General features: G+C 66.2%; 17 protein-coding genes and 1 riboswitch. Of the genes, 8 read left to right on the forward strand and 9 right to left on the reverse strand.

From position 1 onward, the window contains the following. Positions 1 to 59 precede the first annotated feature (59 nt). Positions 60 to 212: riboswitch (FMN riboswitch) on the reverse strand. A 41-nt stretch (positions 213 to 253) separates the two neighbouring features. From G4223_RS02375 to G4223_RS02400, 6 genes are all read right to left on the reverse strand, one after another. Further along, entirely contained in the window at positions 254 to 709 is a 456-nt protein-coding gene (locus G4223_RS02375) for a response regulator (RefSeq protein WP_163674461.1), read from the reverse strand. A gap of 37 nt (positions 710 to 746) precedes the next feature. Then, a complete protein-coding gene (locus G4223_RS02380; protein ID WP_163674463.1) occupies positions 747 to 1,478 on the reverse strand; it encodes a hypothetical protein in 732 nt (243 codons plus the stop codon). A 47-nt stretch (positions 1,479 to 1,525) separates the two neighbouring features. Beyond that, on the reverse strand, positions 1,526 to 2,074 hold the full coding sequence (locus G4223_RS02385; protein WP_163674465.1) for a sugar O-acetyltransferase: 549 nt from the start codon (positions 2,072 to 2,074) through the stop codon (positions 1,526 to 1,528). A gap of 69 nt (positions 2,075 to 2,143) precedes the next feature. Then, the gene (gene ppdK, locus G4223_RS02390; RefSeq protein ID WP_163674468.1) at positions 2,144 to 4,828 is read right to left on the reverse strand and encodes a pyruvate, phosphate dikinase; all 2,685 of its coding nucleotides are present in this window, start codon (positions 4,826 to 4,828) and stop codon (positions 2,144 to 2,146) included. A gap of 164 nt (positions 4,829 to 4,992) precedes the next feature. Then, positions 4,993 to 7,062, reverse strand: a complete 2,070-nt coding sequence (gene glyS / locus G4223_RS02395; RefSeq protein WP_163674471.1) for a glycine--tRNA ligase subunit beta — start codon at positions 7,060 to 7,062, stop codon at positions 4,993 to 4,995. Between the two features lie 3 nt (positions 7,063 to 7,065). After that, on the reverse strand, positions 7,066 to 7,950 hold the full coding sequence (locus G4223_RS02400) for a glycine--tRNA ligase subunit alpha (RefSeq protein WP_163674473.1): 885 nt from the start codon (positions 7,948 to 7,950) through the stop codon (positions 7,066 to 7,068). A gap of 152 nt (positions 7,951 to 8,102) precedes the next feature. Here G4223_RS02400 and G4223_RS02405 point away from each other — a divergent pair, with 152 nt between their 5' ends. Further along, positions 8,103 to 8,396, forward strand: coding sequence for a metal-sulfur cluster assembly factor (locus tag G4223_RS02405; protein WP_163674476.1), 294 nt, complete (start codon positions 8,103 to 8,105; stop codon positions 8,394 to 8,396). Positions 8,397 to 8,398: 2 nt separating this feature from the next. Beyond that, a complete protein-coding gene (locus G4223_RS02410) occupies positions 8,399 to 9,454 on the forward strand; it encodes a hypothetical protein (RefSeq protein WP_205762331.1) in 1,056 nt (351 codons plus the stop codon). 3 nt (positions 9,455 to 9,457) lie between these two features. On the opposite strand, the gene hrpB is transcribed toward G4223_RS02410, so the two are convergent. After that, positions 9,458 to 11,959 (reverse strand): ATP-dependent helicase HrpB, encoded by a 2,502-nt coding sequence (hrpB, locus tag G4223_RS02415; protein WP_163674482.1) that lies wholly within the window; start codon positions 11,957 to 11,959, stop codon positions 9,458 to 9,460. Positions 11,960 to 12,325: 366 nt separating this feature from the next. Between hrpB and G4223_RS02420 the strand changes: the two genes are divergently transcribed. Further along, on the forward strand, positions 12,326 to 12,688 hold the full coding sequence (locus G4223_RS02420; RefSeq protein WP_163674485.1) for a c-type cytochrome: 363 nt from the start codon (positions 12,326 to 12,328) through the stop codon (positions 12,686 to 12,688). Positions 12,689 to 12,757: 69 nt separating this feature from the next. Here the strand turns inward: G4223_RS02420 and G4223_RS02425 are convergent, their stop codons facing one another. Together G4223_RS02425 and G4223_RS02430 are read right to left on the reverse strand one after the other, a co-directional pair. Next, complete coding sequence (locus G4223_RS02425; protein ID WP_163674488.1) at positions 12,758 to 13,441, reverse strand: DUF6969 family protein; 684 nt, start codon at positions 13,439 to 13,441, stop codon at positions 12,758 to 12,760. Beyond that, positions 13,438 to 14,406 (reverse strand): TAXI family TRAP transporter solute-binding subunit, encoded by a 969-nt coding sequence (locus G4223_RS02430; protein WP_163674491.1) that lies wholly within the window; start codon positions 14,404 to 14,406, stop codon positions 13,438 to 13,440. The genes G4223_RS02425 and G4223_RS02430 overlap by 4 nt, the downstream gene beginning before the upstream one ends. Positions 14,407 to 14,611: 205 nt before the next feature. Here G4223_RS02430 and G4223_RS02435 point away from each other — a divergent pair, with 205 nt between their 5' ends. The 5 genes from G4223_RS02435 to fba all read left to right on the forward strand — a co-directional run bounded on the left by G4223_RS02435 (position 14,612) and on the right by fba (position 20,286). Then, entirely contained in the window at positions 14,612 to 15,373 is a 762-nt protein-coding gene (locus G4223_RS02435) for a CHAP domain-containing protein (RefSeq protein WP_338086797.1), read from the forward strand. Positions 15,374 to 15,613: 240 nt separating this feature from the next. Further along, positions 15,614 to 16,243, forward strand: coding sequence for a LuxR C-terminal-related transcriptional regulator (locus G4223_RS02440; RefSeq protein ID WP_163674497.1), 630 nt, complete (start codon positions 15,614 to 15,616; stop codon positions 16,241 to 16,243). Between the two features lie 108 nt (positions 16,244 to 16,351). Next, entirely contained in the window at positions 16,352 to 16,888 is a 537-nt protein-coding gene (locus G4223_RS02445) for a cytochrome b (RefSeq protein ID WP_163674500.1), read from the forward strand. A gap of 291 nt (positions 16,889 to 17,179) precedes the next feature. After that, positions 17,180 to 19,180, forward strand: coding sequence for a transketolase (tkt, locus tag G4223_RS02450; protein WP_163674552.1), 2,001 nt, complete (start codon positions 17,180 to 17,182; stop codon positions 19,178 to 19,180). 41 nt (positions 19,181 to 19,221) lie between these two features. Continuing rightward, positions 19,222 to 20,286, forward strand: coding sequence for a class II fructose-bisphosphate aldolase (gene fba, locus G4223_RS02455; protein WP_163674503.1), 1,065 nt, complete (start codon positions 19,222 to 19,224; stop codon positions 20,284 to 20,286). Positions 20,287 to 20,308: the final 22 nt, after the last annotated feature.

A 20,308-nucleotide genomic window follows, 5' to 3' on the forward strand; every position in this document is an offset into this window, starting at 1 on the left:
GCTTCCGGGCATAGACACGGGTTCCCGCCCCGAGCCCAAGCGGCACGAGGAAGGAGCCTTGCCATCTTCTTTCATCCGGACTGTGACCGTCGGCGCCAGCATTCGACTGGCTCTGCTGACCCGGTGGCCGAAACCACCGGCGCTCGCGGGCTCGCGCGGGTTTCCCCGCGCCTACCGCCGGTGGGGAATTCCGCCCCGCCCTGAAGACGCGGAGCGCACTATAGCGCCCATCCCCCCAGGAACCAGGAAAAAATCAGGAGAACACCAGATCGGGCTCGCCCTCGCTGTCCGACTGGGCGCGGGTCTTGTCGCGAACCGCCATGGCTTCGGCCAGATAGGACGAGAACCCCTTGGGATTGAACGGTTTGACCAGATAGCCGGCGGCCTTCAGCGTCTTGGCCTTGGACAGCAGGTGGGCATCCTTGTTGCCGGTGAAGATGAACACCGGCGTCGCCGCCAGCAACGGATCCATGGCCGAGCGCACGCCCCCCAACAGCGACAGCCCGTCCACCGGGTCCATCTCCAGGTCGCACAGCACCAGACTGGGACGTTTCTGGCACACCAGCCGCAACCCTTCGGCGCCGTCGCTGGCCCCCCACACCTCCTCGGCGCCCATGTTGGTCAACAGACGCAGCAAAAGGGCTCGGGTGGTGTCGTCGTCCTCGACCACCACGGCATGCAGATCGTTGCGATGGAAACGTGCCAGCATGAAGAACTTATACCAAAGTTGTATTCAGCGATCCACCCTAGCGCGCATCGCGGAACCGGAAATCCAATCGCACGGAAAACGGCGCCTTGGCCTTGAGTGCCGGCGGCAACCGCACCGGCTGGGCCTTGCGGATAGCCGACAAAAAGGCGTCAACCGTGCGTCGCCGCACGTCGCCGGGGGGCAGGCTTTGGTAACCGTCGAACACCGCCCCCGGATTCCACGGCCGTCGCGCGTCATACAAATCGGCGAAATAACCGTCGGCGCCCACGGTGACGGTGACGCGGACATCGGCCTTGTCATAGGCGGAAAGCTCACGCGGCGGCGACCAATGACGCAGCACCTGCCCCAGCACGAAATCGCGCTCGTTCTGGGTGACCGGTTCGGGCTTCTTGGGCTTGGGTTTGGCGTCGGGACGGGCGACGACCGGCGCCTCGTCGCCGCGCTCTTTCTGTTTGGGCGTGCTGGAACGCTGCGCCAGCATGCCTTCCTCGAGTTGGGGAATGGGCGCCCCCGTCTCAGGGGCCGGCGACGGAGGCGGCGACGGAGGCTTGTCCTTTGGCGCTTCCGGCGGCTTGGCCGGTGCGGGTGGCGGCGGCATCGGCGCCAGATCGACGACCATCGCCCGCTCGCCATCGTCTTGGTGTTCGGGCACGGGAAAGCCCAGCCACGCCAATCCCAGCAACAGGTGCAGCGCCGCTGACAACAGCAACGGCATCCAGGCCTTGCGGCGGTTGTCGCGGGGAAGGTCGATCACGGGGGCGGCAAGCATGATGGCGCGCACCATAAGCCCAACGCCCCGTCACGGGGAAGAGGGGTTCAGCGCGGCCGGGCCGGGTTTCCCATCACCGTCATGCCGGCCGGGACATCGTGGGTGACCACCGCCCCCGCTCCCACCACCGCTTCGTCCTCGATGGTGACGCCGGGCAGGATGATGGCGCCACCGCCGATCCACACCCGCGCGCCGATGGAAATGGGACGGCCGAATTCCACGCCTTGGGCACGGGTGCACGGATCGCGCGGATGGTCGGTGGTCAATATCTGCACCCCCGGCCCGATCTGGGTGCCGGCACCGATGGAAACCGGAGCCACGTCCAGGATGACGCAGTTGAAGTTCAGGAAAGCACCGGCACCCAGACGGATGTTGAAACCGCAATCACAATGAAACGGCGGCAGGATGTCCGCTCCCTCGCCCACCGCGGCCAGCCGTTCAAGCAGCATGCTACGCCGCACCTCGGGCGGCACCGCCAGCGAGGCATTGTAGCGCGACAGCCAACGATGGGTGGCCAACAGCTTGGACTGAATTTCCGGCGTGTGGACCGAGAACGGTTCGCCCGCACACATCTTCTCGAACTCACCCGGCGCCATGGCGTCCCCCATCCGACAGACAAAGGGAAAGGGGTGGAAAGAAGCCTTCTTCCCACCCCCGTCTTTCACTCAGTGCATGCCGCTGCCGCTGGAATCGCCCAGGGCCGCCTGGGCGGCGGCAAGGCGGGCGATCGGCACGCGATAGGGCGAGCACGACACGTAATCCAGTCCCACCTTCTGGCAAAAGGCGATGGAACTGGGGTCGCCGCCATGTTCGCCACAGATGCCCAGCTTGATGGCCGGACGGGTGGCGCGGCCGCGTTCCGAGGCGATCTTGACCAGTTCGCCCACGCCTTGTTGGTCCAACTGGGCAAAGGGATCGTGCTCATAGATGCCCTTTTCACGGTAGACACCGATGAAGGGGCCGGAATCGTCGCGGCTCATGCCGAACGTGGTCTGGGTCAGGTCGTTGGTGCCGAACGAGAAGAACTCGGCGCTTTCGGCGATCTCGCCGGCCAGAAGGGCGGCGCGCGGCAACTCGATCATGGTGCCCACATGGTACTTGACCGCGTAGCCTTCGGCCTCGAACACCTGGGCGGCCACCTTGTCGATGCTGGCCTTGAGCAGGTCCAGTTCCTTCTTGGCGCCGACCAGCGGGATCATGATCTCGGGCGTCACCGTCCGGCCGGTCTCACGCGACACATGCACCGCCGCCTCGAAGATGGCCTGGGCCTGCATCTCGTAGATTTCCGGGTAGGTGATGCCCAGGCGGCAACCGCGATGGCCCAGCATGGGGTTGGATTCGTGCAAGGCTGCGTTGCGCGCCGTCACGGTGGCGACGTCCACCCCGGCCTCGCGCGCCACCTCGGCGACCTCGGCGTCGGTGTGCGGCAGGAACTCGTGCAACGGCGGGTCCAACAGGCGGATGGTCACCGGCAGGCCCTGCATGATGTTGAACAGATCGACGAAGTCCTGGCGCTGATAGGGCAACAGCTTGGCCAGGGCGGCACGGCGGCCCTTTTCGTCGGACGACAGGATCATCTCGCGCACCGCCAGGATGCGCTTGGGATCGAAGAACATGTGCTCGGTGCGGCACAGCCCGATGCCTTCGGCACCGAACTTGCGGGCGGTGGCGGCGTCCAGCGGCGTTTCGGCGTTGGCGCGGACCTTGAGGGTACGGATGGTGTCCACCCATTCCATCAAGGTGGCGAAATCGCCGGTCAGTTCCGGCTGCACCGTCGGCACGGCGCCCAGGAACACCTCGCCGGTGCCGCCGTCGATGGTGATGACCTCGCCTTCGCGGATTTCCTTGCCCGCCACCTTGAGCAGACGGGCGTTGTAGTCCACCCGGATCTCGCCGGCGCCGGCCACGCAGGGCGTGCCCATGCCGCGCGCCACCACGGCGGCGTGGCTGGTCATGCCGCCGCGGGTGGTCAGGATGCCCTGGCTGACGTGCATGCCGCCGATGTCCTCGGGGCTGGTTTCGACACGCACCAGGATGACCTTTTCCTTCTTGTCCTTGACCCAGGTTTCCGCGTCCTCGGCCGAGAACACGATCTTGCCCGACGCCGCGCCGGGCGAGGCGGGAAGACCGCGCGCCAACAGGTTGCGCGGCGCCTTGGGATCAAGGGTCGGGTGCAGCAATTGGTCAAGCGCGGTGGGATCGATGCGACCGATGGCGTCCTTGCGGGTGATCAACCCCTCGCGCGCCATGTCCACGGCGATCTTCAAGGCCGCCTTGGTGGTGCGCTTGCCGGTGCGGGTCTGAAGCATCCACAGGCGCTTTTGCTGCACCGTGAACTCCATGTCCTGCATGTCGCGGTAATGGGCTTCCAGTTTGTGACGGATGGCGTTCAGTTCCTTGAACACCTCGGGCATCACCTCTTCCATGGACGGCAGGTCGGACCGTTGCAGATTTTTGCCGTGGATGGTCAGTTGTTGCGGGGTACGGATGCCGGCGACCACGTCCTCGCCCTGGGCGTTGACCAGGAATTCGCCATAGAAATTGTTGTCGCCGGTCGAGGGATCGCGGGTGAAGCACACGCCGGTACAGCAATCGTCGCCCATGTTGCCGAACACCATGGCCTGGACGTTGACGGCGGTGCCCCAGTTTTCGGGAATGTCGTGCAGGCGGCGATAGATGATGGCGCGATTGTTCATCCACGACCCGAACACGGCACCGATCGCCCCCCACAGCTGTTCCTTGACGTCTTGCGGGAACGGCTTGCACAGATGGCGTTCGACCATGTCCTTGTACTTGACCACCACCGCCTTCCAGTCGTCGGCGGACAGATCGGTGTCGAGCGACAGGCCCTTGTCGTCCTTGTGGGCCTCGAGGATTTCCTCGAAATGATGGTGGTCGATCTCGAGCACCACGTTGGAATACATCTGGATGAAGCGGCGATAGGAATCATAGGCGAAACGCGCGTCGCCGACCTTTTTCGCCAGGCCTTCCACCGACACGTCATTCAGACCCAGGTTCAGGATGGTGTCCATCATGCCCGGCATGGAGGCCCTGGCGCCCGACCGCACGGAAACCAGCAGCGGACTGGATTCGTCGCCGAACCTGGCGCCCATGGTTTCCTCGACCTTGGCGAGCGCGTCCAGCACCGCTTCGGTCAGGTCCTGAGGATAGGCGTGGCCGTTGGCGTAATAATAGGTGCAAACCTCAGTGCTGATGGTAAAGCCCGGCGGCACCGGAATGCCGAGATTGCTCATCTCGGCCAGATTGGCGCCCTTGCCGCCCAGCAAGTTCTTCATGTCGGCACGGCCTTCCGCGCGACCGGCTCCGAAGCTATACACCCATTTGCTCATGGCACGTTCCCTCGTCCGGTGGACAAAGCACGGGCGACCCCGGCCGGGGCACCCGTACCGCTGCGAAATCGTGACCCTTTTCGCCCCCAAAAGACAGATGGTTTTTTTGGGGGAAAGGGGCACGCGGACAAAGGTTCTTCCCTTGCCCGTCCCCCCTTGGAAAATCAGCCCTCGATCTTGGCGAAATCGGCGACCTCGCCCATGGCCGCGCCGATTTCCGCCAGAAGCTTAAGGCGGTTGGTTCGAATAGCCGGCTGATCGGTGTTCACCGTCACCTTGTCGAAGAAGGCGTCCACCGGCCGGCGCAGGCGGGCCAGGGCGGCCATGGCGTCGGCGAACTTCTCGGCCCGCAACGCATGGCCGGCGCTGGCGCGCACTTCGGCCAGGGCGGCATGAAGCGCACGCTCCTCGTCCTGGACCAGCGCCTCGGCATCGGCCGGGCCGGCATAGGCGGTGGCGTCCTTCTTTTCCTCGATGCGCACGATATTGGCGGCACGGCGATAGGCCACCAGCAGATTGGCGCCGTCATCCGAGCCGAGGAAGTCGCCCAGCGCCTCGACACGGGCCAACAGCCGGACCAGATCGTCCTCGTCGCCAAGGCCGAACACCGCGTTGACCAGATCGTGGCGCACGCCCTTTTCCCTGAGATGCACCTTGAGACGGTCGGCGAAGAACTCCATCAGGTCCTCGGCCACCCGCCTGGGATCCCCCGACAGCGTGCCCGGCTTGTACTGGGCGTGGGCGAACTGGAACAGGGTGAACAGCGGCAGACGCAGACCGTTCTCGACCACCAGACGGATGACCCCCAGCGCCGCGCGGCGCAGGGCGAAGGGGTCCTTGGAGCCGGTCGGCTTTTCGTCGATGGCGAAGAAACCGACAAGGCTGTCGATCTTGTCGGCCAGCGAGGCACAGACGCTGACCGGCGCTGTCGGAACCTTGTCCGACGGCCCCAGCGGCGAATAATGCTCGGCGACGGCGTCGGCCACCGCCGGTGCCTCGCCATCGTTCAGGGCGTAATAACGGCCCATGACGCCTTGAAGCTCGGGGAACTCGCCCACCATCTCGGTGGACAAATCCGCCTTGGCCAGTTCGGCGGCGCGTTCGGCGTCGTGGGCGCTGGCGCCTTCGACAAAGGCGGTCAGGTGACGGGCCAGCACCTTCATGCGCTCGACCTTGTCGGCCATGGTGCCCAGACGCGCATAGAACAACCGTTCCGCCAGCTTGGGCAGACGGGAATCAAGACGGGCCTTGCGGTCGGTGTCCCAGAAGAAGGCCGCGTCGGACAGCCGGGCGCGCAGCACGCGCTCGTTGCCCGCCACGATGGCGGCACCGTCGTCGCCGGCCTCCATGTTCGAGGTGACCAGGAAGCGCGGCGCAAGCTTGTCGCCGTTCATCAGCGAGAAGTACTTCTGGTGCGCCCGCATGGAGGTGATCAACACCTCTTGCGGCACGCCCATGAACTTGTCGTCGATGGTGCCCACCAAGACGTTGGGCAATTCCACCAGACCGGTGACCTCGGCCAGCAAACCGTCGTCGGCGCGCAAGCTCAGACCTTCGCGGGCGGCGGCGGCTTCGGCCTGGGCCAGGATGGAATGGCGGCGTTCGATCGGGTCGAGAACCACCTTGGCGGCGGCCAGCTTGGCTGCGTAATCGGCGAAATCCTTGACCGCGAACTCGGCCGGAGCCAGGAAGCGGTGACCGCGCGACACGTTGCCGGCGCTGATCGGGCCAAAGGTCACCGGCACCACGGCGCCGTCGAACAGGCACAGGATGGATTGCAGCGGCCGCACCCAGCGCACGGAATTGGCGCCCCAACGTTGCGACTTGGGCCAGGGGAAGTCGGCCAGGGCGGCCTCGATCACTTCCTTGGCCACCTCCACGGTGGCGCGGCCCTTCTTGTTGATCACCGCGAAATAGAACACGCCCTTGCCGGTGTCGCGCTGCTCCAGTTCGTCGAGTTTGAGGCCGGAGGAAGCCAGGAAGCCGTTCAACGCCTGTTCCGGGGCGCCGACACGGGGGCCGCGCTTTTCCTCGGACACATCGGGACCGGCCACCGGCAGACCCTCGACCACCAGCACCAGACGGCGGGGCGTGACATAGGTGCGCACGCCCTGACCGCTCAGGCCATTCTTGCCCAGGCCGTCCACCACCAGACGCTGAAGGTCCTCGGCGGCGCGGGCCTGCATACGGGCGGGGATTTCTTCCGAGAAGATTTCAAGCAGCAACTCGGCCATGGCTCAGGCCTCCGTCTTGGGAGCGCGCGAGGCCAGCCAGCCCTCGCAGCACGCCTTGGCCAGCGCACGCACGCGGCCGATATAGGATTGACGTTCGGTGACCGAAATCACCCCGCGCGCGTCCAGCAGGTTGAAGCGGTGCGAGGCCTTGATGCACTGGTCGTAGGCGGGCAACGCCAGACCGGCCTTCAGCAGCGCCTCGCATTCCTTTTCCGCGTCGAGGAAGTGGCGGTACAGCATCTCGGTGTCGGCATGCTCGAAATTGTGGGCGGAATATTCCTTCTCGGCCTGAAGGAACACATCGCCGTACTTCACGCCCTCGCCGTTAAAATCCAGGTCGTAGACGTTCTCGACGCCCTGGATGTACATGGCCAGACGTTCAAGGCCATAGGTCAGCTCGACCGCCACCGGGTCGCATTCGATGCCGCCGACCTGTTGGAAATAGGTGAACTGAGTCACCTCCATGCCGTCGCACCATACTTCCCAGCCCAGGCCCCAGGCGCCCAGCGTCGGGCTTTCCCAATCGTCCTCGACGAAGCGGATGTCGTGGGCCAGCGGATCGACGCCCAGACGGCGCAGGGATTCCAGATAAAGCTCTTGCGAATTGGCGGGTGACGGCTTCAGCAGCACCTGGAACTGATAATAATGCTGAAGACGGTTCGGGTTCTCGCCATAGCGGCCGTCCTTGGGCCGGCGCGACGGCTGCACATAGGCGGCCTTCCACGGATCGGGACCCAGCGCGCGCAACGTGGTGGCCGGGTGGAAGGTCCCGGCACCCACCTCCATGTCATAGGGCTGGAGGATGACGCAGCCTTGCTCGGCCCAGAAGTTCTGCAAGGTCAGGATCAGTTGTTGGAAGCTGGGCTTCTTGGCGCCGCTGTGGCCCATGGAATTCCGCCATTCATAGGGTGAAGGAAGTCGGTCGGCAAACCTAACCACCACGCCCAACGCGGTCAAGCGGGCCTTGACCGCCCTCAAGGTCCGAAACGCCCCGGCGGCATAGGCTGCACAAACACCCTGGAACAATTCCGGTTCGCGCCATGATCACCCAGACCCAAGCCATCGAAGCCCTGCGCGGCGTCATCGACCCTGACGTCGGCATCAACATCGTCGACCTGGGCATGGTCGAACGGGTCGTCGCCGACGAGGACGGCGTCAGGGTCGCGTTGATCATGACCACCCCGGCCTGTCCGCAAAGCGGCTACCTGCGCGACGAGAGCCTCCACCTGCTGCGACAGGCCGGCGCCGTCATGGCGACGGTGGAGGTGCTGGACGCGCCCTTGTGGTCGCCCGAACGGCTGAGCCCGGCGGCCCGGCAAAGCCTGGGGTGGTAGCCATGCATCCGCGCCTTCCGCTTGTCCTGCTGCTGGGCGGCGCCGTCAGCCTGTTGACCGGCTTGGCGGCGGGCGAGGCCCGGCTGGGACTTGCCCTCGACCTGGATTTCGTCCACCTGCACGGGCCGCTGATGGTGTGCGGCTTCTTCGGCACGGTCATCGGCATCGAACGCGCGGTGGCTCTGGGCCGGCCGTGGGCTTTCGCCGCCCCCTTCGCCACCGGCGGCGGCGGTCTGTTGCTGGTGGCCGGCGCCGAGAGCGCCGGCGCCATCTCGTTGACCCTGGGCTCCCTGGTGTTCCTGGCCGTCGCCGGGGTGGTGGCGCGGCGCCAGCCGGAACCGTTCACCCGCCTTTTGGCCCTGGCCGCCCTGGCCTGGGCCATGGGCAATTTGCTGTGGGCCACGGGTGCTGCGGTATCCGAGGTGGTGCCGCTGTGGGCGTCGTTCCTGGTTCTCACCATCGCCGGCGAACGGCTGGAACTGTCGCGTTTCATGAAGCCATGGCGCTGGCGCGATCCGTCGCTGGCGGTCCCGGTGGTTCTGATCGGCGGCGGCGCGGGATTGGCGGCGGCCCAGTTGCCCTGGGCCTGGACCGCCTTCGGCCTGGGCTGCGTGGCGATGGTGGCGTGGGCGATGGTCAACGACGTGGCCCGCCGGACCATCCGCCAGCCCGGCCTGACCCGCTATGTGGCGGTCTGCCTGTTGTCGGGCTATGTGTGGCTGGGGATTGGCGGCCTGTTGATGCCCGCGCTCGACGCCGGCATTGAATCCCTGCGCTATGACGCGGCGTTGCATGCGCTGTTCGTCGGCTTCGTCTTTTCCATGGTGTTCGGCCACGCCCCCGTCATCCTGCCGGCCGTGCTCAAGGTGCGGCTGCCGTTCGCCCTTTATTTCTATGTGCCGTTGACGGTGTTGCACCTGTCGCTGGTGCTGCGGCTGGCCGGTGATCTGGCGGAAAACGACGGGTTGCGGCTGGCCGGCGGCATGCTCAACGGCCTGACGGTGGTGGGATTCGCCCTGATGGTGGTGACGACCATCCTGCGCCACCGCCGGACCTGAACGTTACCGACGCGGCTTGGCCCGCGCGGTGGGCTCCGCCTGCATGGGGTCGTCGGGCCACCAATGCTTGGGGTATTGCCCCTTCAGGTCGGCCTTGACCGCGTGATAGGCGTTGGCCCAGAAGCTCGCGAGATCCTGGGTCACCTGCACCGGCCGCCGTGCCGGCGACAACAGGTGCAGCAACAGCGGCACCTTGCCGCCCAGGATACGCGGGGTGTCGGCACAGCCGAACATTTCCTGAAGACGCACCGCCAGCACCGGCACCTCGCCGGAATAGTCGATGGGCACCCGGCTGCCCGAGGGTACGGTGACATGGGTCGGCACCAATTCGTCCAGCCGGCGCGACAATTCCCACGGCACCAAGCCGCGCAAGGCCTGTGACAAGTCCAGGCGGGTCAGATGGGCGCGCCGGGTGATGCCGGAAAGATAGGGCGCCAGCCATTCCCCAAGTCCGTCCAGCAACGCCGGGTCGGACAGATCGGGCCAGCCGCCGTCGGGGTCGAGCCGGCGCAACAGGCCGACGCGCTCGCGCCATTTCATCAACTCGTCGGTCCAGGGCAGACAGGCCAACCCCATGGCCCGCACCCCCTCGGCCATGGCGGCGGCCAAGGCGTCGGGCGCGGCGTCCTCCAACTTCTGTTCGTCCAGCACCAGGGCGAACAGCCGGCGCTGGCGGCTGGCCCGCACCAATTCCTCGCGGCGGTCCCAGACCACCGCCTGCTCGGTGCGGATGGACTCGGCGAAATGGTCCTCGATCTCGGCCTTGCTCAGGGCGGCGGCCAGGAAGATGCGGGCCTCGCGCCGGTCGCCGTCCAGTTCTGCCGCCACCAGCCATTCCTCGGCGCTCAAGGGTTCGGCATCGGCGAACAGCGCGCCGCGTCCGCCCGACAGGGCATAGCGCGGCTCGCCTCCTGGCCGGCGCCGCGCTATGCGGTCGGGATAGGCGAAGGCCAGAACGATGCCGGCATCGCGCCCGTCGCCGTCTTCCTGTCCCGGTTTCAGGCCGACACGGCGGCGCCATTCCTTGGCCGCCTGACGCACGCGGGCCAGGGCGCCACGGTCCACGGTCAGTCCCCGCACCTGCTCCCCCTGCCCGCGCACGGCGTCGAGACGTAGCCGCACATCGGAATCGCGAAATCCCCGCTCGGCCTTGACGACGTCACGCTCGCCCAGGATCGCCGCCAGATCACAGGCCAGCCCGCCCAACCCCAGGCCGCGCGCCTTCAACACCATGTGGGCCAGACGCGGATGCATGGCGAGACGGTTCATGGCCCGGCCGTGGGCGGTGATGCGGCCGGTGTCGTCCACCGCCCCCAATTCGGCCAGCAACTCGCGGGCCTGGGCCAGCGACGCGGCCGGCGGCGCGTCCAGCCACGCCAACGCCCCCGCGTCATGGATGCCCCATTGCGCCAGATCAAGCGCCAGCGGCGCCAGGTCGGCCTCGGCGATCTCGGGGGCGGTGTAGGGAACAAGCGCCCGGTCCTCGGCCTCGGGCCACAGGCGATAGCACACCCCCGGCGCGGTGCGGCCGGCGCGGCCCCGGCGCTGATCGGCCGAAGCCCGGCTGACCGGCAACGTCACCAGCCGGGTCATGCCCGAGGTCGGATCGAAGCGCGGCACCCGCATCTGGCCGCCGTCCACCACCACCCGCACACCATCGATGGTCAGCGAGGTTTCGGCGATGGCGGTGGCCAGCACCACCTTGCGCCCGCCCCCTTCCCGCCGGATGGCGCGGTCCTGGGCCTCGGCCGGCAGATCGCCATACAAAGGCGCCAGCGTCACGCCGCGCGCCGCCGGGCTTTCGCCCAACAACGCCTCGACCCGCCGGATCTCCCCGGCACCGGGAAGGAAGACCAGGATGTCGCCCTCTTCCTCGGCCAGCGCCTGGGTCACCGCGCTGGACACCGCCTCGGCGAAACGGCGCGGTTCGGGCCGGGACAGGAAGCGGGTTTCCACGGGAAAGGCCCGCCCCTCGCTGGTCAGCACCGGCACGCCGCCCATGAGAGCGGCCACCGGCCCACCGTCCAGCGTCGCCGACATCACCAGGATCTTCAGGTCGTCGCGCAACGCGCCCTGGCTTTCCAGACACAGCGCCAATCCCAGATCGGCGTTGAGCGATCGTTCGTGGAACTCGTCGAAGATCACCAGCCCCACCCCCGGCAGGCTGGGATCGTCCTGAAGCATGCGGGTCAGGATACCCTCGGTCACCACCTCGACACGGGTGGCGGCCGACACCCTGGATTCGAAGCGGATACGGTAGCCCACGGTCTGGCCCACCGCCTCGCCCAAGGTTTCGGCCATGCGCGCGGCGGCCGCGCGCGCCGCCAGACGGCGCGGTTCCAACATGACGACGCGCTTGCCCGCCAGCCACGGCGCGTCCAGCAGGGCCAGCGGTACTCCGGTGGTCTTGCCGGCACCGGGCGGCGCCTGGAGCACCAGCCCGCACGCGGCGGCCAGCGCGGTACGGATGTCGGGAAGGATGGCGGCGATGGGCAACTGGGTCATGCCCAGCCTTTTAACCGAAAGCGCCCCGCCACTTAAGCGCATTTCCCCGGCACCTACCCGGTTGCAGTTCAGGCAAATGTGAATGATAATGCCGCCCGAACGCGCCTTGACGAAAAAAGGAGAGCAAAGCCCGCCGGCGCCACCTGTTGCCATTCGGCCCTGTCGCCGACCGCCCGTCCGCACGGGGGGGTGGGCGTAGCGGCAGACACAGTCGGATCGGCACGCGCCCAAAAATCAAGGGGTGCCCGGCCTAAATTTCGCCACGGTATTTGTTCATTCTGCCGATACTGGGCGGCAGTTCCGTCCCCAGACCGGCGTCGAGGACATCGCGTTCGGATTTCAACACGTGGAAGATCTCGGGAGATCATGATGCTCAACAAGAAGGTCGGTCTGGCTCTCGCCGCCATGCTGCTCGCCCCCGTCGCCGCCAACGCCGCCGATGCTCCGAAGGCGTTCAACCAGTGCAAGGCCTGCCACAAGGTGGAAGCCGGCAAGCACGGCGTCGGCCCGTCCCTGGCCGGTGTTTTCGGCGCCAAGGCCGGTCACGCCGAAGGCTTCAAGTACTCCCAGAAGCACCTGGACTCGGGCATGACCTGGGACGAAGCCAGCCTCTCCAAGTACCTGGCCGACCCCAAGGGCACCATTCCGGGCAACAAGATGGCCTTCGCCGGCCTGAAGAACCCCGACGACATCAAGGCCGTCATCGAATACCTGAAGACCCTGAAGTAGTCGCTTCGGGCCTTTCCAGGCATCGCGGACGCCGTCGCCCCAGCGGGCGGCGGCGTTCTGCTTTTCATGTCAGGATTGACGGGCTTTCAACGCCTGGGCGATCCCCCGCCGCCACAGGCCGATGTCGATGGCCGCATGCGAGGTGACTTCCAGACGGTCGTCGTTCAAGGCGTCGCCGCCATGTTCGGCCGCCCAGCGCGCCACGGCCTGATCGCGCTGACGCACCAGAGCCACCACCAACGGCCGATACAGCCCCAGCAACGCCGTCAGCCAGCGGCCAACCCGGCCACCGCTGCCCACCCCGTCCACATGGAAACATGGCAGGATGCGGGCCACCGTGTCGGCGTCGTACCACGATTCGCCGGTCACCCAACGGTTCGTGGTGAACAATTCCGAGGCGAAGCCATGATGGCCCAACCCCACGGCCACCAGATGGCAAGGGGAATCGGCGCCCCCCACCGCCACCTGCGGCCGACATCCGACCGGCATGCCCATGGGACGCACGAACAGGTGGGCGTGGCCGAACTCACCCTGGCGATGGCAATGGAAATAATACTGGGAATGGCTGGCGAAGTCGTAGACGTCGCCGGTGGGGTAATGACGATAGGGTTCGACCGCGTCTCCCCCCACCAAAAGAGCGCGCGGCGAGGTTCCCGCCGCGCGCATGCCCGCTTCGATCGCGGCAAGCTGTTCCCCCGCCTCTGCCATGTCGGCAAGATCGCCGGGCGAGAGGTGCGAGGGATCAAGGGTCATTTCGCCAACCCCGTTTCCTCGTAGAACGCGCGGGCCCCGTCATGCAGGGGAATGGCGATCCCTTCGTGGGCGCTGTCTCCCTTGTTCAGTCCTTTGAGCACCGGATGCAGACGGGTGAAGGCCGGGAAGTTGACGTGGATGGCCTTGAGCACGTCGCGCACCTCGTCGTCGGTCATCTTGGTGGTGGTGGTCAACACCGCCTTCAATTGCAACGAAGGCACGTCTTCCTTGACGCCATCGTACAGACCGTGGCGCAGGGCCGCCTTGCTCATCCACGGGTTGCGCTTGAGCCACGGCTCGATGGATTTCCCCTTTATCGGCACCAGGGTGGCGTTGCATTCCTCGACCGTGGCGACCACTTCCGGCATGGGATGGATGCCGGTGAAGAAAGCGGCGTCGATGTTGCCTTCGCACAGCGCCTGGGCTTCCTCGACCAGATCCAACTCGACCGCCGGGGCGAGATCGCCTTCGGACAGCCCCGCCGCCTCAAGCACCAGTTCGGCCATGGTCCGCTGGAACGATCCCGGCCGGCCCAGGTTGACACGCTTGCCCTTGAGGTCGGCCACGCTGTCGATGCCCGCCCCTTGACGGGCGACCACCGCCACCGCTTCGCCATGCAGGCTCATCACCGCGCGCAACTCGGGCATGGGGCCGCTGTCGCGGAAGGCGTCGGCGCCCTGGGCAGCCTGGACGGCGGCCCGCGACTGCACGATGGCGAAATCGGTCTCGCCCGATTTCAACGCCGCCAGATTGGCCGCCGACCCCGAGGATGGCGCCACCGCGCAATTGGCGTCGTGCGGGTGTTCCTTGTTGATGACGCGGCACAACGCACCGGCGGTGGGATAATAAAATCCCGTCACCTCGCCGGAACCGATCACCATGGTACGGCGTTCGGCCGAGGCCGGTGCCGACAGCAAAAGACCAAGAACGCACCCGAAGGCCGTCGCAACGTGTTTCGCCTTCACCTTCACTCCTGGGCTCGATGTTTGAATGTGCGCGGATCATAGCCCGGACACGCCCGGAACCAAAGCCCGCTGCTCCAGATCCATGGTTTTCGAACATAAGAATCCTAAAAATTGCCGGCTATTTTAAGAATCCCGTTTGCCATCACCTTCACAAATGGTAACAATCGACGCGATCGATGACTGGATACCGGGGGAGGGAGTAATCGTGAGGAAGTTCTGGCTTCTGATCGCTTCGGCTGCGGCCTTGACCGTCGCCGCCATTACCCCCGCCAGTGCCATCCAATGCGTCCAGTACGCTCGCGAGGCTTCGGGCATCAACCTCAAGGGCGATGCCTGGAAGTGGTGGAACGCCGCCAGCGGCCTTTACGACCGTGGCCGCAATCCCCGCGACGGCGCCGTCCTGGTCTTCACGCGCCAAGGCTCCATGCGTTATGGCCACGTTTCCGTGGTCACCCGCGTACTGAGCAACCGTCTGGTCCTGGTTGACCACGCCAATTGGGCGCCGGTTCGCAGTTCGGGCCGTGGTGCCATCACCACCGCCGTTCCGGTGCTGGACGTGTCGCCCAAGAACGACTGGACCCAGGTCCGCGTCTGGTATCCGCCAAGCAACGATTTCGGCAGCCGCGTGTATCGTACCGAAGGCTACGTCTATCAGCCGCGCGATCCCAACATGGCCCGCCCTGCAATTCACAAGGTCGCGGTCAGCAAGGCCGCCCAGATGTTCCCGACCACCTCCCAGAAATCCGCCCGCCATCAGGTCAAGCCGCTGGAAACCTCGCGCAGCGAGGAAGCCGCTCCCCTGGTCAAGGCCATTTCGGCCGAAGCCGTGGTCAAGGCCGCCATCGCCACCGGCGAGATTCAGGCCGCCACCAACGACGCCCCGGACATGATCAAGGTGGCCAAGACGGTGTTCCGGTCGGGCGCCTCGACGCCGGCCAACGATCTGAACAGCCTGCTGTTCAACTGATCCAAGGACCGATTTCCCATGATCGCGGCCGTCACTTTCGGGTGACGGCCGTTTTCGTTTGCCCCGTCGCAAGCGCCTCTCGCTCCTCCCCCCACTTTCGGGCAGTTCTAAACTGTGCAAAACCTGCCCGTGGGTAGGCAAAAACCCACACTTATCATTTGCGCTTACGCCCAGGCCGCGTATGATGTCGCTCTCTCGGGTAGGGTTCGTTGGGGGCCCCGGAGAGTTTGGAAGGAAGCCATGGGCGTCCAAAGCAACAAGCCGATCGACATTGTCATCGCCGAAAAGAATCCGCTGCTGCAAAGCAGCTTGGTCAAGCTGTTCGCCGGGGACGAACGCTTTTGCCTGGCGGCGGTTACCGCCGATGGCGAAAAATTCCTCGAAGCCTGCGAACGCATGCGGTTCGACGTCGGCATCATCGGTTGGGAAATGCCCGGCCTGGATGGCCGCGGCGTCCTGCAAGCCCTGCGCAACCGCACCGATGGCCCGCGCGTCATCGTCTATACCGGCAGCCCGAACCCGGACGTTCCGCGTCAGGCCATGACCTTGGGCGCCGCCGGGTTCTGCTCCAAGCGGGAAACGCCGGAGCAGTTGCTCGACACCATCCAGGCGGTGGCGGCCGGACGCATGGTGTTCCCGTTCATCGACGTCTCCAGCCTGGCGTCCGACCCGCTGGCCGGACTGACCCCGCGCGAACGGGAATTGCTGGCCGCCCTGGCCGGGGGCTTGACCAACCAGCAGATGGCCAGCCAGTTGGACATCTCGCTTAATACCGTCAAGTTCCACCTGAAGAACCTGTACGACAAGCTTGGCGTCGGCAACCGCGCCCAGGCGGTGGCCTTTTACCTCAAGGGGCGCGAGGGCCGTTAGTGCTCTGACGCATCTGAATGCTTCAATGGATTAGGGCCGTTCAGGTTGGGTTCATGAAGAACGCAGCATGGTGTGCTCCACGACCAACAGCGTGGAGCACCCTCGGCTATGTCTTCTTCGTCTCGATACGACCCCGTCGCCAAAAGCCTGCATTGGCTGATGGCTGCCCTGATCATCGGCCTGTGGGGCGTCGGCCTGGGCATGGAAGAACTGCCCAAGGGCGACCTGCGCAGCCAGATCATCGGCCTGCACAAGGCGTTGGGCGTGGTGGTCCTGGCCCTGGTGGTCGTCCGGCTGGCCTGGCGCGCCACTCATTCCGCCCCAACCCTGCCCGCCACCATGCCGGCTTGGGAACAACTGGGCGCCAAATTGGGCCATCTGGCGCTTTATGGCCTGATGATCGCCATTCCCGCCGCCGGCATCCTGATGAGCCAGTCGGCCGGACGCGACGTCAACGTCTTCGGCTGGATCCTTCCGACCCTGGTGGAAAAGAGCGACGACCTCAAGGAAGTGTTCGGCGAAGCGCATGAAACCCTGGCATGGCTGTTGGCCGTGGTTCTGGTGGTGCATGTGGTCGCCGCGTTGCGCCACCATTTCATGCTCAAGGACGACGTCCTTAGCCGCATGCTCCCTCGTCGGGGGTAAGGCGCTCAGGGAATCGTTGACTCCCGAGGCCCCGTGGGGCAGTTTTCCGCCGCCCGCCTCTTGGTGGTGAGTGCGGGCCTCGACAGGAGGACGTGTACGCATGGCCGAAGCCCCGGCGGCTTTCGAGGCAAGGCCCCGCTTCGACGGGCAACGCCCCGATTCCGTGCGCGCGTCCCAACACCGCCATATCGCGTTTTCGCGCCGGCTCGCCGCTTTTCCCATGGGAACGTGTGCGCAAGCCGGCGCTTTTGTTTCCGCCCCCGCCAGCCAACCCGCCATAAGGACCCGATGATGACCGCACCCGCCACCCACGCCGAGATGGCCAACGCCATCCGCTTCCTCGCCGTGGACGCCATCGAGAAGGCCAAGTCCGGCCATCCTGGCATGCCCATGGGCATGGCCGACGTGGCGACGGTGCTGTTCACCCGCTTCATGAAGTTCGACGCCCAGGCCCCCAAATGGGTGGACCGCGACCGCTTCATCCTGTCGGCGGGCCACGGCTCCATGCTGCTGTACGCGCTGGGTTACCTGACCGGTTATGCCGACCTGGACATCGAGCAGATCAAGAACTTCCGCCAGCTCGGCTACCGCACCGCCGGCCACCCGGAATTCGGCCATGTGGACATCGCCGACACCACCACCGGCCCCTTGGGCCAGGGCATCGCCAACGCCACCGGCTTCGCCCTGGCCGAGGCCATGCAGGCCGCCCGCTACGGCCAGGACGTGGTCAACCACTACACCTATGTCGTCGCCGGTGACGGCTGTCTGATGGAAGGCATCAGCCAGGAGGCCATCACCCTGGCCGGTCACCTGAAGCTCGCCAAGCTGATCGTGCTGTGGGACGACAACCACATCTGCATCGACGGCGACACCGCGCTCTCCACCTCGGACGACCAGCGCGCCCGCTTCGCCGCCGCCGGCTGGAACACCGATGCCTGTGACGGCCACAACCCGGACGACATCGCCCGCGCCATCGAGGCCGCGCGCAAGTCCGACCGTCCGACCCTGATCGCCTGCCGTACCACCATCGGCAAGGGCGCCCCCACCAAGGCCGGTTCGGAAAAGATCCACGGCGCCCCCCTGGGCGGCGACGAGATCAAGGCTGCGCGCGAAGCCGCCAACTGGAATTATGAACCGTTCGAGGTGCCCGCCCACGTTCTGGCCGCCTGGCGCGCCGCCGGCAGCCGCGGAAGCGCCGAGCGCACCGCCTGGGAAGGCCGATTCGGCAAGCTGGACCTGAGCCGGAAGGCCGAGTTCGAGCGCACCCAGGATGGCCGTCTGCCCGCCGGGTGGCAAGACGCCATCGCCGCCTTCAAGCAGAAGATCTCGACCGACCAGCCCAAGGTCGCCACCCGCAAGGCCAGTCAGGACGTGCTGGAGGTGGTCACCGCCGCCATTCCCGAAATGATCGGCGGCAGCGCCGACCTGACCCATTCCAACCTGACCAACACCAAGGCCTGCGCGCCGTCGGTCAAGGCCGGGGACTATTCCGGCCGCTACATCCATTACGGCATCCGCGAACACGGCATGGCGGCGGCCATGAACGGTCTGTCGCTGCATGGCGGCTTCATCCCCTATGGCGGCACCTTCCTGATTTTCGCCAACTACCTGTGGCCGGCGCTGCGCATGAGCGCCATGATGGAACAGCGCGTCCTTTACGTGCTGACCCACGATTCCATCGGCCTGGGCGAGGACGGCCCCACCCACCAGCCGATCGAGACCCTGGCCGCCCTGCGCGCCACCCCCAACGTGCTGGTGTTCCGCCCCGCCGACGCGGTCGAGACCGCCGAGGCCTACGAAGCGGCGTTGCTGAACGCCAAGGGCCCGTCGGTGTTCGCCCTGTCGCGCCAGAACCTGCCGACGCTCCGCACCAAACATACGGTAGAGAACCTTACCGCCAAGGGCGGCTATGTTCTGGCCGAGGCGGCCAAGGAACTGAATGGGGGCAAGCGCCAAGTGACCCTGATCGCCACCGGCTCGGAAGTTTCGTTGGCCATGGAGGCCCGCAAGCTGCTGGCCGACAAGGGCGTGGCGGCGGCCGTGGTCTCGTTGCCGTGTTGGGAGCTGTTCGACCGCCAGTCGAAGGAGTATCGTGCTTCTGTCCTGGGTGAGGGTAGCGTCCGTGTCGCCGTCGAGGCGCTGGGCACCTTCGGTTGGGAACGCTATGTCGGCTTGGACGGCGCGGTGGTCGGCATGACCGGCTTCGGCGCCTCGGCCCCGGCCGACAAGCTGTATCAGCATTTCGGCATCACCGCCGAGGCGGTGGCCGACGCGGCCTTGGCGCGTCTGTGAGCGACGCGCCGGGACAACAAGACCTTTAGGGAGAAAAGGTTATGCCTCTCGTTTCCTTGCGGCAGCTTCTGGATCACGCGGCCGAAAATGGCTATGGCATCCCCGCCTTCAACGTGAACAACCTGGAACAGGTCAAGGCGATCATGGAGGCGGCCGCCGCCACCGACAGCCCGGTGATCCTTCAGGCCTCGGCCGGCGCGCGCAAGTACGCGGGCGAGCCCTTCCTGCGCCACCTGATCCTGGGTGCGCTGGAAGCGTTCCCAAATCTGCCGCTGTGCATGCACCAGGACCACGGCACCAGCCCGGCGGTGTGCGCCCGCGCCATCCAGTCCGGCTTCAGCTCGGTGATGATGGACGGCAGCTTGCGCGAGGACGGCAAGACCCCGTCCGACTGGGACTACAACGTCGAGACCACCGCCCATGTGGTCAAGATGGCCCATGCCTGCGGCGTCTCGGTCGAGGGTGAACTGGGTTGCCTGGGCTCGTTGGAAACCGGCATGGCCGGCGAGGAAGACGGCGTCGGCGCCGAGGGCGTGCTGGACCATTCCAAGCTGCTGACCGACCCGGACGAAGCCGCCGAGTTCGTCAAGCTGACCCAGGTGGACGCCCTGGCCATCGCCATCGGCACCAGCCACGGCGCCTACAAGTTCACCCGTCCGCCGACCGGCGACGTGCTGGCCATTTCGCGGGTCAAGGAAATCCACGCCCGCATCCCCAACACCCATCTGGTGATGCACGGCTCCTCTTCGGTGCCGCAGGAATGGCTGAAGATCATCAACGATTACGGCGGCGCCCTGGGCGAGACCTATGGCGTGCCGGTCGAGGAGATCGTCGAGGCCATCAAGCACGGCGTGCGCAAGATCAACATCGACACCGACCTGCGCATGGCCGTCACCGGCAGCTTGCGCAAGTTCTTCCACGACGAGCCGAAGAAGTTCGACCCGCGCGACTACAACAAGGCCGCCATGGCCGGCATGGTCGGCATCTGCAAGGCCCGCTACGAAGCCTTCGGCACCGCCGGCCAGGCCAGCAAGATCAAGGTGGTCGGCCTGGAGAAGATGGGCGACCGCTACGCTAAGGGCGAGTTGGCCGCCAAGATCATCTGATTGAGGTCGGGAAGGCAGGTCC

Source organism: Magnetospirillum aberrantis SpK, assembly GCF_011022235.1.
Lineage (GTDB): Bacteria > Pseudomonadota > Alphaproteobacteria > Rhodospirillales > Magnetospirillaceae > Magnetospirillum > Magnetospirillum aberrantis.